This window comes from Chromobacterium haemolyticum (assembly GCF_002081825.1).
GTDB classification, from domain to species: domain Bacteria; phylum Pseudomonadota; class Gammaproteobacteria; order Burkholderiales; family Chromobacteriaceae; genus Chromobacterium; species Chromobacterium fluminis.
Genome location: NZ_MUKU01000010.1, coordinates 81,487 through 96,790, shown reverse-complemented (window position 1 = coordinate 96,790; position 15,304 = coordinate 81,487). Strand labels below are relative to the sequence as shown.

Annotated in this window: 10 protein-coding genes and 2 riboswitches; of the genes, 3 read left to right on the top strand and 7 right to left on the bottom strand. The window is 63.7% G+C overall.

The genetic code is table 11. The features are described from left to right. Positions 1–148: 148 nt before the first annotated feature. On the top strand, positions 149–925 hold the full coding sequence (locus B0T39_RS09750) for a substrate-binding periplasmic protein (RefSeq protein WP_081546133.1): 777 nt from the start codon (positions 149–151) through the stop codon (positions 923–925). Here the strand turns inward: B0T39_RS09750 and B0T39_RS09745 are convergent, their stop codons facing one another. From B0T39_RS09745 to gcvT, 4 genes are all read right to left on the bottom strand, one after another. Beyond that, on the bottom strand, positions 926–4,351 hold the full coding sequence (locus tag B0T39_RS09745; RefSeq protein WP_081546129.1) for an EAL domain-containing protein: 3,426 nt from the start codon (positions 4,349–4,351) through the stop codon (positions 926–928). It lies immediately after the preceding gene. Between the two features lie 170 nt (positions 4,352–4,521). Further along, positions 4,522–7,374: an aminomethyl-transferring glycine dehydrogenase gene (gene gcvP, locus B0T39_RS09740; RefSeq protein WP_081546125.1), complete on the bottom strand. Its 2,853-nt coding sequence runs from the start codon at positions 7,372–7,374 to the stop codon at positions 4,522–4,524. Between the two features lie 123 nt (positions 7,375–7,497). Further along, the gene (gcvH, locus tag B0T39_RS09735) at positions 7,498–7,884 is read right to left on the bottom strand and encodes a glycine cleavage system protein GcvH (RefSeq protein ID WP_081546121.1); all 387 of its coding nucleotides are present in this window, start codon (positions 7,882–7,884) and stop codon (positions 7,498–7,500) included. A gap of 74 nt (positions 7,885–7,958) precedes the next feature. After that, positions 7,959–9,047 (bottom strand): glycine cleavage system aminomethyltransferase GcvT, encoded by a 1,089-nt coding sequence (gene gcvT, locus B0T39_RS09730; RefSeq protein WP_081546118.1) that lies wholly within the window; start codon positions 9,045–9,047, stop codon positions 7,959–7,961. Positions 9,048–9,088: 41 nt separating this feature from the next. Further along, positions 9,089–9,185: riboswitch (glycine riboswitch) on the bottom strand. Positions 9,186–9,199: 14 nt separating this feature from the next. Then, positions 9,200–9,291: riboswitch (glycine riboswitch) on the bottom strand. Positions 9,292–9,536: 245 nt separating this feature from the next. On the opposite strand from gcvT, the gene B0T39_RS09725 reads away from it, so the two are divergent. Beyond that, a complete protein-coding gene (locus tag B0T39_RS09725) occupies positions 9,537–11,219 on the top strand; it encodes a dihydroxyacetone kinase family protein (RefSeq protein ID WP_081546114.1) in 1,683 nt (560 codons plus the stop codon). Positions 11,220–11,264: 45 nt separating this feature from the next. On the opposite strand, the gene B0T39_RS09720 is transcribed toward B0T39_RS09725, so the two are convergent. The 3 genes from B0T39_RS09720 to gluQRS form a co-directional block, all read right to left on the bottom strand. Continuing rightward, positions 11,265–12,008, bottom strand: a complete 744-nt coding sequence (locus tag B0T39_RS09720) for a M15 family metallopeptidase (RefSeq protein ID WP_176219531.1) — start codon at positions 12,006–12,008, stop codon at positions 11,265–11,267. 141 nt (positions 12,009–12,149) lie between these two features. After that, positions 12,150–13,490: an amino acid permease gene (locus B0T39_RS09715; protein WP_254894532.1), complete on the bottom strand. Its 1,341-nt coding sequence runs from the start codon at positions 13,488–13,490 to the stop codon at positions 12,150–12,152. A 425-nt stretch (positions 13,491–13,915) separates the two neighbouring features. After that, the gene (gluQRS, locus tag B0T39_RS09710) at positions 13,916–14,803 is read right to left on the bottom strand and encodes a tRNA glutamyl-Q(34) synthetase GluQRS (protein WP_081546242.1); all 888 of its coding nucleotides are present in this window, start codon (positions 14,801–14,803) and stop codon (positions 13,916–13,918) included. A gap of 136 nt (positions 14,804–14,939) precedes the next feature. Between gluQRS and fdxA the strand changes: the two genes are divergently transcribed. Then, positions 14,940–15,263 (top strand): ferredoxin FdxA, encoded by a 324-nt coding sequence (gene fdxA / locus B0T39_RS09705; RefSeq protein ID WP_081546107.1) that lies wholly within the window; start codon positions 14,940–14,942, stop codon positions 15,261–15,263. Positions 15,264–15,304 lie beyond the last annotated feature (41 nt).

The window sequence follows — 15,304 nt, the reverse complement described above, 5'->3', positions numbered from 1 at the left end:
AGAAACGAAGGTTAAGCGAATAAGCGCAAAAAACAAACCATCGATTATGCATATTCATATTCGCGCCGCGGACAAGGCCGAAATTTGAGCCCGGCGCAAATTGCCGCTACAGTCAAAGCGGACAGCCAGAATACAAAGCGCCATCGACATGACCCGCCGTCACTGCCTGCTTGCCCTGCTTTTGACCTGCCTTGCCGCCACGCAACCGCGGGCCGCGCCGGGTCCCGCGCTGGACATCCTCACCGAGGATGATCCGCCTCTGACGTTTGAGCAAGACGGCAAGGCCGCCGGCCTGGTGGTGGAGGTGGTTCAAGGCATACAACGCCGCGTCGGCAACCACGACCCCATTTCGGTTGTGCCCTGGGCGCGCGGCTACCGCCAAGCGCAACAGCAGCCGAACACCGTGCTGTTCAACACCAATCGCACCCCGGAACGGGAACGCATGTTCAAGTGGGTGGGCCCGGTCACCGAAACCCTGGGCTGCCTATTCGTGCGACGGGACAGCCCGATCAAGCTGCAGACGCTGGACGACGCTCGCAAATTGCCGCAGATCATGGTGGTGCGGGACTGGTATCTGCAACAGCTGCTGAGCGCGCAGAATTTCTCCAACCTGGCCACCGTCGCCACTCCAGATCAACTGCTGACCATGCTGATGCGCAAGCGCGCCGATGTCATCGTCAGTGAAAACACCACCCTGCCCCACCAACTACGGCAACAGGGCTTCGACCCCTCTCAGGTACGCAAAGCGCTGACCTTCTCCCACACCTACGGTTACATCGCCTTTTCCCGCCAGACGCCGGATGCGGTGATCAAAGCCTGGCAGCAGGCGCTGGACGAGATGAAGCGCGACGGCAGCTTCGCCTCCTTGTACCGGCGCTGGCTGCCCGGCGAGGCCGTGCCCGGCATCAATCCGCCCGCCCCCTGATTACTCGAAACGGCTGCGCCACCAGGCCACCAGCTCCTCGGCCGGCAAAGATCGCGAATACAGATAGCCCTGACCGCTATGACAGCCGCGCGCCAGCAGCAAGGCGTGCTGGGACTCGGTCTCCACGCCTTCGGCCAGCACTTGCAGGCTCAGGCTTTCGGCCATCGACACGATGGCCGCCACCATCGCCAGATCGCGCTCGTCGCTATCCAGCCGAATGATGAAGCTGCGGTCTATCTTCAATTCATCGATGGGCAGCCGCTTAAGGTAGGACAATGAGGAAAAGCCGGTGCCGAAATCATCCACGCTGACGTGAAAGCCCATGCGCTTGAGCGTCGGCAGCGCCTTCATCGCGCTGTCCGCGTCCATCAAGGTGCCCTCGGTGATTTCCAGGCACAGTTGCTCCGGCGGCGCCCCGCTTTCTTCTGCGATCACGCGCAAGCGCGATACGGCGTCCGGCAAACCGAAGAAGCGCGCCGACAGATTGACGCTGACGCGCCAGGGCGGCAGCCCCTGCCCTCGCCAGGTCACGACCTGCTTGCAGACATTGCGGAACACGTATTCGTCGATATCGATGATCAGGCCGGTCTTTTCGGCGATGGCGATGAACTCGGCCGGCGATTGCCTGCGCCCATCCAACTCCCAGCGCAACAAGGCCTCCACCCCCAACATGTCTTGGCTGCGCAGCGTCAATTGCGGCTGGTACTCCAACCTCAGTTCCTGCCGCTGCAGCGCCTGGCGCAGGCCGGTTTCGATCTGCAGGCGCTGACGCACGCCGTCGGCCATATCCTCGGAGAAGAAACAATAGCCGTTCTTGCCTGCGTACTTGGCGCGATACATCGCCATATCGGCGTCGCGCATCAAACCCTCCGGCGTGTCGGCGTCGCAGGGGCAGCAGCTAACGCCAATGCTGGCGGACAAAAAATAACGGTGATCTCCGTCCTGACACGGCGCCGCCAGCGCCGCCAGCATTTGTTCAGCCAGGCTGTCGGCATCGCCGTCCGCGGCGTTTTCGGCCAAAGCCACAAACTCGTCGCCCCCGATGCGGAACAAAAGGTCATGCCCGCGCACGCAAGCGCGCAGCCGTTCGGCCACGATGCGCAATAGGCGGTCCCCCACCTCATGCCCCAGGTTGTCGTTGATAAGGCGAAAATCGTCCAAATCGACCAATAGCAGGTACAAGCGCCGTCCCGAGCGCTGATGATTCCTCAAGCTCCATTGCAGCCGCTCATTCAGCTGCACCCGGTTGGGCAGTTGGGTCAGACTGTCATGCTTGGCGAGAAACTCGATATCAAGTTGCGAACGCTTCAGAGTGGATACGTCGCGGGCAAAACCCATCGCGCGCCGCGGCCGCCCCTGCTCGTCTCGCCATAGGCTGGCGCTCACCTGCATCCAGACCGGCGCCTCCTCCGGCGCGGCGATGCGAAACTGGCATTCGTGCAGGCTCTCTCCGGCCTCCGCCGGCAAAGCCAGCCAGCGCCGGCGCAGCGCATCCAGATCCTCCGGATGGATTTGCCTCAGCAAGGCGTCCAGGCTGTCGTGGCGATAATCTTCGGCCCGTCCGAAAATCCGCCCCACCGGCCCCTCCTCATGCAAGATTCCGTCGACCAGGTCCAACTCCCAGGCAATCTGCTCCGCCGCGTACAACGCTTGCTTCAGACGCATCGCCGAGCGGCGCCGCTCTCCGATCAATCTCCCCACCCGCGCCAGCAGCTCCGCCACTGAAAACGGCTTGAACAAGAACTCCTGTACGCTGTTCTGCAGCATTCGCAGCCGCAACGAATCGTCGGCCCGCGCCGACAGCATCACCACCGGAATGTCCTCGGTCTGCCGGTTGCCGCGCAGCGCCGACACCAGCTCTTCGCCACCCATGCCCGGCATCATGAGGTCGCTAATGATCAAGTCCGGCTGCTCGCTCAACGCCAATTGCAAACCGCGGCCGCCCTCCGGCGCCGTCATGACTCGATAGTGTTTGCCCAGCGCGCCGGCGATGAAGGCGCTCATATCGCTGTTGTCTTCCACCAACAGCACCAACGCCTGGCCGCCCTTGTCCGGCAAGGCCGTGGTCTCGCCCACTTGCGGCGCCGGTAAGGGCACCGCGCCGCCGGCCAGCAGATCATCCAGCCGCAAATATTCCGACACCACCGGCGTTCCCGCCGGCGCCTCCAAGGGCAGGGTCAGTCGGAACAAGGCGCCGCCGCCCTCCGCCGCGGACAAACGCACGTCGCCATGGTGCAGTTCGATGAACTCCTTGACGATGGCCAGGCCCAGCCCAGTGCCGCCATGGCGGCCGTAATCGCCGTCCTCCACTTGCACGAAGCGCTCAAAAACCTTGTCGCGCATCTCGGCCGGCACCCCCGGCCCATTGTCCCGCACCCGAATGTCGGCCTGCCGCCCTCGCAGTTCCAACGCGATCTGAATATGACCGCCGTCCGGCGTAAATTTGAAGGCATTGGACAACAGGTTCAATAAAACCCGTTGCAGCTTGATCGCATCCACCTGAGCCGGCGCCGTTGTCGGCGCGGCCACTTGGTAATCGATGTGTCGGTCGCTGGCCAGAGAACCGAAATAAGAAGCCACGTGGCGCACTAACTCGGCCAGATCCAGCTGCACATAACGCAGCTTCAACTCCCCGGCGTCCAGCTTGGCCACGTCCAACAAATCGTTCACCTGCTGCAACAACATGCGCGCCTGCCTCTGGATCAGCGATAGATTGGGAGCCTCGCCCGGCTCGGCTTGCCCGGACAAAAAACGTTCGACCTGCCCCAGAATCAGCGTCAGCGGCGTGCGCAGCTCATGACTGACGTTGGCGAAAAATCGCGTCTTCATCTGGTCCAGCTCCCGCATTTGCTGATTCAAGCGGGCCAATTCGCTATTCGACTCCTTCAAATCGGTGTTGGCACGGGCGATCTGCGCGTGCTGATTCACCATTTCGGCTTCTAGCGCCGCCGCGTCATTCTTCAACCATTCGACGGGAAAATCTGGCACTGCGTTCTTGCCCCGCAAGCGCACGAACTCGCTGACGTCCTGCGCGCTGTGAATGATGCAGGCCACGCTGCCGTCTGCGCGCTTCACCGGCCAATTGGTCGGACTCCAATAACGCTCTTCGAAACTGCCATCCGGCCGCGGGATATCGTATTTCTGCATCGCCATGCTGTCCTCGACGCCGGTGGCCAGCACGCGCTGCAAAGAAATGCGCAGATTACGCGAGCCCTCGCCTTCCGGCTCGGCGGGATTGACCGGAAAGATGTCGAACAGATTGCGCCCCAGGATGGACTCGCGCCGGGTCAAGGTCGTCTGCAGGTAAATATCGCTGGCGGCGATAACGTTGAAATCGGTATCCAGCACTAAATACAGGCCGGGCGCCCGTTCGAACAGCAGCTGAAAATCCGGTGCGGCAATCGCAACCTGCGCGTTCAACGCCAACGCAGCCTCCTATCGGTGGGGTTTGCGGATCAAGGGTGGCAAGCCTGCCGTCATATTCCTCATTAAATATGATAGTCGTATATCCATTCAACTCCAGTGCCGTATCGACGCGTCGACGCGTAAAAAAACCCCGGCCTGGGCCGGGGTGGTTTGGCGTCCGCCTGCGCGGATCAGGCGTAGCTGTCGGTGGACGGGCAGCTGCACACCAGATTGCGGTCGCCGTATACGTCGTCGATGCGGTTGACGCTGGGCCAGAACTTGTTTTCCAGCACATAGGGCAGCGGGAACAAACCGGTTTCGCGGCTGTATGGACGTTGCCAGTCGCCGGCGATGTCGGCCTTGCTGTGCGGCGCGTTGCACAAGGGATTGTCGTCCGCCGGCCACACGCCGTTCTGCACCTGGTCGATTTCCCGACGGATAGCCGCCATCGCCGCGATGAATCGATCCAGCTCCGCCTTGGGCTCGGACTCGGTCGGCTCAATCATCAGCGTGCCCGGCACCGGGAAGCTCATGGTCGGCGCGTGGAAGCCGTAATCCATCAGCCGCTTGGCCACGTCCACTTCGGTCACGCCGCTGGAGGCCTTGAGCGGACGCAGATCGATGATGCACTCATGAGCCACCCGGCCGTTGGCGCCGGTGTACAGCACCGGGAAATGCTCGGCCAGCCGCGTCGCCACGTAGTTGGCGGACAGCAAGGCGTTCTCCGTGGCCTGCTTCATGCCTTCCGCGCCCATCATCGCGATATACATATAGGAGATGGGCAGGATGGAGGCGGAGCCGAAAGGCGCCGCCGACACCGCGGTCTGGCCCGGCTGGGCGGTGGGCACCGAGGCCACCACGTGGTTGGCGATGAAGGGCGCCAGATGCGCTTTCAGGCCAATGGGGCCCATGCCCGGGCCGCCGCCGCCATGCGGAATGCAGAAGGTCTTGTGCAAGTTCATGTGCGACACGTCGGCGCCGATGTCGGCCGGACGGCACAAGCCCACCTGGGCGTTGAGGTTGGCGCCGTCCATATACACTTGGCCGCCGTGCTGATGGATGATCGCGCAGATTTCGCGGATAGGCTGCTCGAACACGCCATGGGTGGACGGATAGGTGATCATCAGCGCCGCCAGCTGAGCCGAATGCTGCTCAGCCTTGGCTTTCAGATCCGCGACGTCGACGTTGCCGGCCTCGTCGCAATCCACCACCACCACCTGCATATTCATCATCTGCGCGGTGGCCGGGTTGGTGCCGTGGGCGGAGCGCGGAATCAGGCAGATATTGCGCTGGCCGTCGCCGCGCGACTCATGGTAACGGCTGATCGCCAGCAGGCCGGCGTACTCGCCCTGGGCGCCGGAATTGGGCTGCATAGAGATGATGTCGAAACCGGTGATCGCGCGCAGCTGCGTTTCCAGGCCGGCGATCATTTCCAGATAGCCGACTGTCTGTTCGCGCGGGGCGAACGGATGCATATTGGCGAACTCCGGCCAGGTGATCGGGATCATTTCACTGGTGGCGTTGAGCTTCATGGTGCAGCTGCCCAGCGAGATCATCGAATGATTCATCGCCAGGTCGCGGCTTTCCAGCTTCTTCATATAGCGCAGCATCTCGTGCTCGCTATGATGGGTGTTGAACACCGGGTGGCTCATGAAGGCGGATTCGCGCTTCAGTCCGGCCGGAATCGCGTCGGCGGCCGCGGCGTCCAAGGCCACGATATCGGCGCTCTTGCCGGTGAAGATTTCGATCAGGCGCGCCAGATCGGCCTCGCTGGCCGCTTCGTGGAAGGCCACGCCCAGCACATTGCCGCCAGCGCGACGCAGATTGTAGCCGGCGGCCAAGGCCGCCTGATACACCGCGTCGGCCTTGGGCGCGTCCACTTGCACCGTGTCGAAGAAACGATCGAACACCAACTTGCCGCCGGCGGCCTTGACCGCGTGCGCGAAGATGGCGGCCAGACGGTGGATGCGGGCGGCGATACGCTTGACGCCCTCCGGACCGTGGTACACCGCGTACATGCCGGCGATATTGGCCAGCAGCACCTGGCTGGTGCAGATATTGGAGTTGGCCTTTTCGCGGCGGATGTGCTGCTCGCGGGTCTGCAGCGCCATGCGCAGCGCGGTCTTGCCCTTGGCGTCCACCGACACGCCGATGATGCGGCCCGGCGCCGAGCGCTTCATCTCGTCCTTGAAGGCGAAGTAAGCGGCGTGCGGGCCGCCGAAGCCCATCGGCACGCCAAAGCGCTGAGTGTTGCCGATGGCAACGTCCGCGCCCATCTCGCCCGGCGATTTCAACGCCACCAGGGCCATGATGTCGGCGGCCACCACCGCCACCGCGCCCTTGGCCTTGACCGCGGCGATGTGCGGGGTCAGGTCGATCAAATCGCCGGCCTCACCCGGATACTGGAACAAGGCGCCGAAGTATTCGCCCTTGCCCGCTTCTTCCGGGTGGCCCAGCACCAGTTCGAAGCCGAAGTACTTGGCGCGGGTCCGCATCACGTCCAGGGTTTGCGGCAGCACACGGCTGTCCACGAAAAACTGGCCGGACTTAGCCTTGGACACCCGGCGCGTCATCGCCATCGCCTCGGCGGCGGCGGTGGCCTCGTCCAGCAAGGACGCGTTGGCCAGTTCCAGACCGGTCAGGTCTATCACCATTTGCTGGAAATTCAGCAAGGCTTCAAGACGGCCTTGAGCGATCTCGGCCTGATACGGCGTATAAGCCGTGTACCAGCCCGGATTTTCCAGCAGATTACGCAGTATCACCGTCGGGGTCAGCACCGGGTAATAGCCCTGGCCGATGAAGGATTTATTAACCACGTTCTTGGCGGCGACAGCCTTCAGCGCGGCCAGCGCCTCGGCTTCCGGCATGGGATCCGGCAGCTCCAGCTTGCGGTTCAGGCGGATGTCGGCCGGCAGCGTCTGCGCCACCAGTTCGTCGATGGAGGCCACGCCGATGGCGGCCAGCATTTGCTCGCGCTCGGTGTCGGACGGGCCGATGTGGCGGAAGATGAATTCTTTGCGGTTGAAAAGTTCGGAGAGAGACATGAGTACGGGACCTTCTGTGCTTGCCGTCCGCGCCGCGGCTTGCGCGGCCAATCGGGTGTTGCTGGATATCCGGGCGAAAAAAACGCCTCGCGACCGATTAGGACTGCGAGGCGGTTTTCACCATCAGGCGCCAATTTCCTTGGCGTAGGCGGCGGCGTCCATCAGGGCGTCCAAGTCCGCCGGATCCGCCGGCTTGATCTTGAAGAACCAACCCGCCCCGTAGGGTTCGCTATTGGCCAGTTCCGGTTCGGCTTCCAGCTCCTCGTTGATGGCCAGCACTTCGCCGACAACCGGACAGTAGATGTCGGAAGCGGCCTTCACCGATTCCACCACGCCGGCCTGCTCTTCCTTGGCCAGCTTGGCGCCCACTTTCGGCAGCTCGACGAAAACGATGTCGCCCAGCAGTTCCTGCGCGTGCTCGGTAATGCCCACGGTCACGGAGCCGTCGGCTTCCAGGCGCAGCCATTCGTGGCTTTCAACGTATTTGAGTTCGGCGGGGATGTTGCTCATGAGTGTCTCCAGTCAAATCCAGGTCTTACAACGATATTCCCGGCCGCGTCTCGCGGCCTGCCCAAGCACGCCGCTCAGGCGAAAACTTTTTTGCCGTTGCGCACGAACGGCATCTTGACCACGCGCACCTCGGTCAAAGTGCCGCGCAGGTCCACCAGCGCCTTGTCTCCGGTGGCGGCCGGCACGCGCGCGATTGCGATGGAATGCTTGAGGGTGGGCGAGAAGGTGCCGCTGGTGATCACGCCTTCGCCAACCCCTTCCACCACCACTTTCAGGCCTTCGCGCAACACGCCGCGGCCTTCCAGTACCAGGCCCACCTGCTTGGTCTTCACGCCGGCGGCTTTCAGCGCTTCCAGCGCCTTGCGGCCGATGAAGTCGCGCTCAGCCGGTTCCCAGGCGATGGTCCAGCCCATGCCGGCTTCCAGCGGGGAAACGGTTTCGTCCATATCGTGGCCGTACAGATTCATGCCGGCCTCCAGGCGCAGGGTGTCGCGCGCGCCCAAGCCTATCGGCGCCACGCCAGCGGCCTGCAGTTGCTGGAAAAAGGCCGCGGCCTCGACGCCGGGCAGCATCACTTCCAGGCCATCTTCCCCGGTGTAGCCGGTGCGGGCGTAGAACCAATCGCCGGCGGGCTGGCCTTGGAAGGGCTTCAAGGCCTGGATGACGTCGGCGAGCTCGGGCTTGACCGCGCAGACCTTGGCGATGGCCTGCGGGCCCTGCACCGCCAGGATGGACAGATCGCGGCGCACCTTGATGTCCACGTCGAAATCCGCCTTGCGCCCTTCCATCCAGGCCAGGTCTTTGTCAGTGGTGCCGGCGTTGATCACCATGCGGTAACCGTAGGAAGTCAGGTAGACGATCAGATCGTCCACCACGGTGCCGTCGGGGGTAAGCATGCCGGAATACAGCGCCTTGCCTTCGAAGCCGAGCTTGGCCACGTCGTTGGCGATCAAGCGCTGCAGCCAAGCTTTGGCGTCCGGCCCGCTGATGTCCAGCACCGTCATATGAGAAACGTCGAACATGCCGGCGTCGCTACGCACGATTTCATGTTCTTTTAGTTGGGAGCCGTAATGGATGGGCATTTCCCAGCCGGCGAAATCGACCATCTTGGCGCCGGCGGCGATATGGGATTCAAACAGGGGCGTGCGTTTCGGGGCCGTCATGGGTGCGTCCTTAGCAAAAGCGTGTAGTGTTGCTCTATTCCCTACACCCCTCTGTCCCTGCACCTGAGATTTTCCGGCCTTGCGGCCGTTAGCCCCTTCGGTGGGCATCCGTGGATGCCGCTCTCCAGATTCGGCGAACTGGCTGCGGCCAGTCCGATGATGCAGTCCTTTTGCCTGAGCGATTGCGGGTGCGCTTGCGCCTTCGGCGGTGGCGCGGACGGCCACTCTCTCCTGCATGACGTGCCAGATTATGGTTGCTGAACCGGGCCTTGGCAAGCCGCGTTTATCTTCAACTTAAACAATGGCTTAAAATATTCGAAACCGCAAAACATTGAACCAGCATTGCTTCGTTTAAGATTGATTGCGAACATATTTCACTTCGTTATCGATCACGTAATCGACAAACTCCCCCTCCAAGCAAAGCTGATCGTAAGATGACATCCATCTTTACCCAGCACGATCTCTATCCAATCTGGAAAGGAAACCGCGATGCGAAAACTAATCAACGATCCGCGCCATGTGGCGCGGGAGATGCTGGAAGGCCTGGCCGACACCCTGCCCGGGCTGGCGCTGCTCGAAGAGGAAAACGTCTTGCTGCGCGCGGACCTTCCCGCCCCCGGCCTGCTCGACAAAGTGGCGCTGATCTCCGGCGGCGGCAGCGGTCACGAACCCGCCCACGCCGGCTACATCGGCCACGGCATGCTGGACGCCGCCGCGGTGGGCGACGTCTTCACCTCCCCCAGCGTTGACACCGTGCTGGCGGCGATCCATGCCGTCGCCGGCCCCAAAGGCGTGCTGCTGATCATCAAGAACTACACCGGCGATCGGCTGAACTTTGGCCTGGCTGCGGAGCTTGCCCGCGCCGAGGGTATTGCCGTCGACAGCGTGGTGGTGGCCGACGATGTAGCGCTGCGCGACACCGTGGAGCCGGCGCGTCGACGCGGCATCGCCGGCACCGTTCTGGTTCACAAGATCGCCGGCGCGGCCGCCGCCAACGGCGCCAGCCTGGCCGAGGTCGCCGCCGCGGCGCGACAGGCGGCGGAACAAGTGGCCACCATGGGCGTGGCGCTGGGCGCCTGCACCGTGCCGGCCACCGGCCGCCCCGGCTTTCACCTAGGCGACGACGAAGTGGAACTGGGCCTGGGCATCCACGGCGAAGCCGGCGTGCGCCGCGTGCCGCGCCAATCCGCCGACGCCTTATGCGCGACGCTGCTCGACGCCATTGTCCGCGACAAGGATTGGCAAGCCGGCCAGCGGGTGGCGATGTTGGTCAACGGCCTGGGCGGCACTCCGCCGATGGAGCTCGCCATCGTGGCGCGCAGCGCGCTGGCCTCGGCGCGACAGCGCGGCTTGCGAGTGGAACGGCTGTGGAGCGGCAACTTCATGACCGCGCTGGAAATGCCGGGCTGCTCGCTGTCGCTGCTGGCGCTGGACGAACAGCGCCTCAACTGGCTGGATCAAACCGCCCTGGCCCCGGCCTGGCCCGGCTCCGGCCTTCTGCCGGCGCGACGCCAGCTGCGTCCGGCGCCCCCGCGCTCGACAACGCCGCTCTCCGTCGCCGAAGCCGACCCCAAATTGCGCGCCGCGGTCTGGGCCGCGGCCAACGCGCTGGACGCCGCCGAACCGCTGTTGACCGAACTGGACGGCGCGGCCGGCGACGGCGATCTGGGCGTCAGCATGCAGCGCGGCGCGGCGGCGATCCGTGCCTTGCCGGACAGCGCCTGGAGCGATCCGGCCACGGCGCTGCGCACAGTCGGCCAGGCCTTGCGCCAAGCCATCGCCGGCAGCTCCGGCCCGTTCTACTCCACCGCTCTGCTGCGCGCGGCGCGGCGGCTGGACACGGCGAACGCGCCCGGCCCGCTCGACTGGGCCGCCGCGTTCAAGGACGGCGTCGCCGCTATCGCGGAACTGGGCGGCGCGCAGCTAGGCGATCGCACCATGCTGGATGCCTTAACGCCGGCCGCAAACGCTTTCGAGACCGCTCTGAACACTGGCCAGAGTCCAAACGAGGCCTGGCGTTCCGCGCTGGAGGCGGCGGAACGCGGCTGCGCGGCCACCGCCGCCATGCGGCCGCGCTTGGGACGGGCCAGCTATCTGGGCGAGCGAGCGCTAGGCGTGCCCGACGCGGGCGCCAGCGCCGCACTGGTCTGGTTGAAAGCGCTGGCCGGCTAGCGCTTGACGATGTGGCCGCCTCGACCCCGCGGCGGCCGCGTCGAATCAGGCCGATGCCGGCTCCATGGACGGGTAAACCCAGTCCACGCCCAGAGCCTGTCCCCACAGACAGTCGCCCAAGTCGTAATGCCACCATTCCTCGGCATAGTTGCTGAAGCCGGACTGCTTCATCAGGTTGAACAAGGCGCGGCGATTGTCGCGCACCGCCAGCCAGCGTTCGGACGAAAAGCCCTGTGCTGGATCATGCGGCGCTTCGAAGAAATCGGTGCGCGACGCCGGCTCCGCCGCGTCGAAGGCCGTGCCGAAATCGCAGATCTCGCCGGTGTCCCGCCGGCAGATCGCCAGATCGATCGCTCCGCCTGAATTGTGCGGCAGCACCGCGAAACGGGCGGTATCGTCGGGATGGGCGGCAAACAAGCGCGCCTGCCGCTCCACCGCCGCCGCGTCCCAATCCGGATGCGCGGCGCGCACATCGTCCAACACCATCTGAAACAGATCGGCCTGGGTCTCGCGGCTGCGGTAAGCGTCGAACAATAACAGGCCATACTCCGGAGCCAGCCGCGCCGCTGCCTCGCGCAAGCGGCGCGCCACGAAGGTCCGCGCCGACATCCGCTCGGCACAGCCTTTGCGGCCGGCGTGGTAATAGCTGTTTTCCGGAAACAAACCATCCGCGCGCTCCAGCGCGCAAGGCTCGTTTTCCTCCCGCATCCGCGCCAGCGTTAACGCGTCCGGCGTCGGGTAAGCGAAATCGATGGTAACAAGCAGGCTATCGACGGCGGCTATCCTCATTGCAACTCCCAGTCTGAAACCAAAGCGCCCTAGTAGGCCACCGGCCAGCGGCATAGGCAAGCCCATTCCGCCATGACGATAGCCTTTCGCCCAAAGAAAACGCGGCCAAGGCCGCGTGTTGGATCCAGCGTCGCCGCTCACTCACGAAGGGTCGGCGTAACGTTCCTTCACCTGCCAGACATAGACCGGCAGGCCCAAGAGCAACAGGATCATGCCCCACATCACGATGTCGGCGCCAGAACCGTACAAAGCCCACACCGAATAGGCGAAGCCCACCCCGGCGAAGCACAGCGGCGCCAGGTAGTCCTTGCGCTGGAACTGCTGAGGACGCATCAACATGATGGCCAGCAAGGCCATCGAGCAAAAGGCGTAAGGCAGTAAGGTCGTGGCGGTGGCCAGCAGAATGATGAACTCGAAAATTTTGACGCCGCCGTCGCCGCCGGCGTATTTCATCGCCATCAGCACCGTCACCAAGCCGCTGGACAGCACCAGGCCGAAAATAGGCACGCCTTGGCGGTTCATCTGAGCGAAGCGACGGGGAAACAGGCCGTCATGCGCGGCGGCTGCCGGCACGTGCGCTTGCATCAAGCTCCAGCCGTTAAGCGCGCCGAAGCAGGAAACAATGGCGCCGAACCCCACCAGATAATAGCCCCAATCGCCCCACATCAGCTTGGCTGCGTCGGCGAACGGCGCCTGCGAGGCGGCCAGCATCGCCGGCGGCATCAAGCCCATCAAGACCACCGTGGACAAGATGTAGAGCACCGTGGCGATCAGGGTGCCCAGCACCGTGGCGCGCGGAATGGTTTTTTCCGGCGCTATCACGTCGCCAGCCGGCACCGACGCCGACTCCAACCCCAGAAAAGCCCACAGGGTCAGCGCCATGGTGGCGGACACCGAACTGAGCAGGGGCTTGTCGTGGGGGTTGAAAACGATGTTGTCCGGCTGCATATGGAAAAACCCGATGAAGGTGACAGCGGCCAAGGGCAACAGCTTCAGCAAGGTGGTCGTCACCGCCACCAAGCCGGAACTGCGCGCGCCGCGGCTGTTGATCCAGGTGACGATCCAGATCAGGCTGATGGCGAACACGCCGGCCAGCAGATTATCGTGCCCCAACACCGGAAAGAACACCTGCATATAGCTGGTGGCGGCCACCGCCAGCGCCGCGTTGCCGGCCCACAGCGCAATCCAGTAACCCCAGGCTATCCAGAAGCCGGCAAAACCGCCGAAGGCTTCATGAATGTAGGCGTACGGCCCGCCTTCCTTGGGCAAGATGGCCGCCAGCCGCGCGAACACCAAAGCCAGGCAGATCGCGCCGGCGGCGGTGAGCAGCCAGCCTATCATCGACACGCCGCCGAACGGCGCGAGCGACGCCGGCAACAGGAACACGCCGGAACCGATCATATTGCCCACCACCAGGGCGGTGCACATCCACACGCCCAGCGCCCGGGTCTTGGACTTGCTGTCTAAATTGGTATTGCTCAAGGCTTGGTCTCCATCGGGCCTGCCGATTGACGGGCGCGCCGCGCGCGCGTGTTTCTACGATCATGCGATGGCGCCGGCGGAACGGGTTTTGCCAGTTCCGTTCGCATTCAGACTGATACAGCTGAAAAAGCGCCCATGATAGAGGGCCGCGCCCGCAAGCTGGGCATGCTTTCTTTAAGCCGCTTGACCGGAGTCAACTGAAGCGGGACTTTGCGCCAACGCGCGCGCATGAAAAAAAGGCGGCATTAGAACACAAATTCGACATAAAAACATGTCGCATTTTCCGTATATCAAGGAGAAGGCGATGGCGACCCGCTTGCCGCGGCCGATGATGCGCAACAAGCGCGTGCGCAGATGCCAATATAGGCCAGCCGGGATGGAAAAAAAGACGTCAAACGCATAATTTTGGCATAAAACGGCGCAATTCAGCCGGCAAGCACCGGTCCGACCGACACGTTCGCCAGCGACCAGTGGGCGCGCGCCCACTGCCACAACTCAGCTAGGCCGCCGCACTCCTCCGGCGGAACATGCCCCAGGTGGCTTAAGGCCAGGCGCAAGGTCGCGGCGGCGTCCTCCGCCGCCACCGCCGGCGCCAGCGTCTGCTTGGACAGTTTCTCCCCCGCAGCGTTGACCAGCACCGGCAGATGACAATAACCCGGCGTCGCCACGCCCAGCGCCTGCTGCACCGCCACCTGGCGCGGCGTGGACACCAGCAGATCGGCACCGCGAACCACATCGTTCACCCCTTGCTCCGCGTCGTCCACCACCACCGCCAATTGATAAGCCCAATAGCCGTCAGCGCGCAGCAAGACGAAATCGCCGATATCGGCCGCCAGGTTCTGCCGGTACGACCCCTGCAGGCGATCATCCACCACGGTCTCGCCGGGTTCCACCCGCAGGCGCCAGGCTCGCCCCCCCTCTTCCGGACGCCTCAGTCGGCAATGGCCGGGATAAACGTAACCGTCCAGGCCGCGCCGCGCGGTCTCGGCGATCTTCTTGCGCGTGCAATTGCACGGATAGGCGTGGCCGGAAGCGATCAATTGCTCCAACGCATGCCGGTACAACTCATGGCGGCGGCTTTGGTAAACCACTTCGCCGTCCCACTCGAAGCCATAGGCTTCCAAGGTGCGCAGGATGGCGTCGGCGGCGCCGGCCACCTCGCGCGGCGGATCCAGGTCCTCCATCCGCAGCAACCACTCGCCTCCGCGCGCGCGCGCCTCCAGATAACTGCCGATGGCGGTGCACAGGGAGCCGGCGTGCAACAAACCGGTGGGGCTGGGGGCAAACCGCCCGCGATAGGGAGAAGCGTTCATGACGGATAGGAAATTTACGGCGGCAATGCGTTGTGAAGGGAATTTCTGGCTAATAATGTTGACTGATACGCTCAAATCATCGCCCCGCGGCCGCGCCAAACGGCGCCGCCGGCTTTCGACGACCAAGGAGCCGAACATGGCCTACGTTGTAACCGATGCCTGCATCAAATGCAAATACACCGATTGCGTCGATGTCTGCCCGGTGGACTGCTTTCACGAAGGCCCCAACTTCCTGGCGATCGACCCGGAGGAATGCATAGACTGCACGCTGTGCGTGGCGGAATGCCCAGTGAACGCGATCTACGCGGAAGACGACGTGCCGTCCGGACAAGAAGGCTTCGTCGCGCTCAACGCCGAGCTTTCCAAGCTCTGGCCCACGATCACCGAGAAGAAGGATCCGCTGCCGGACCACGAGGACTGGGCGGCGGTCGAAGGCAAGCTGCAACACCTGGAGCGCTAAGAACGTGTTTACGATCTCGCTAGCTAAGGCGAGACAAGGCG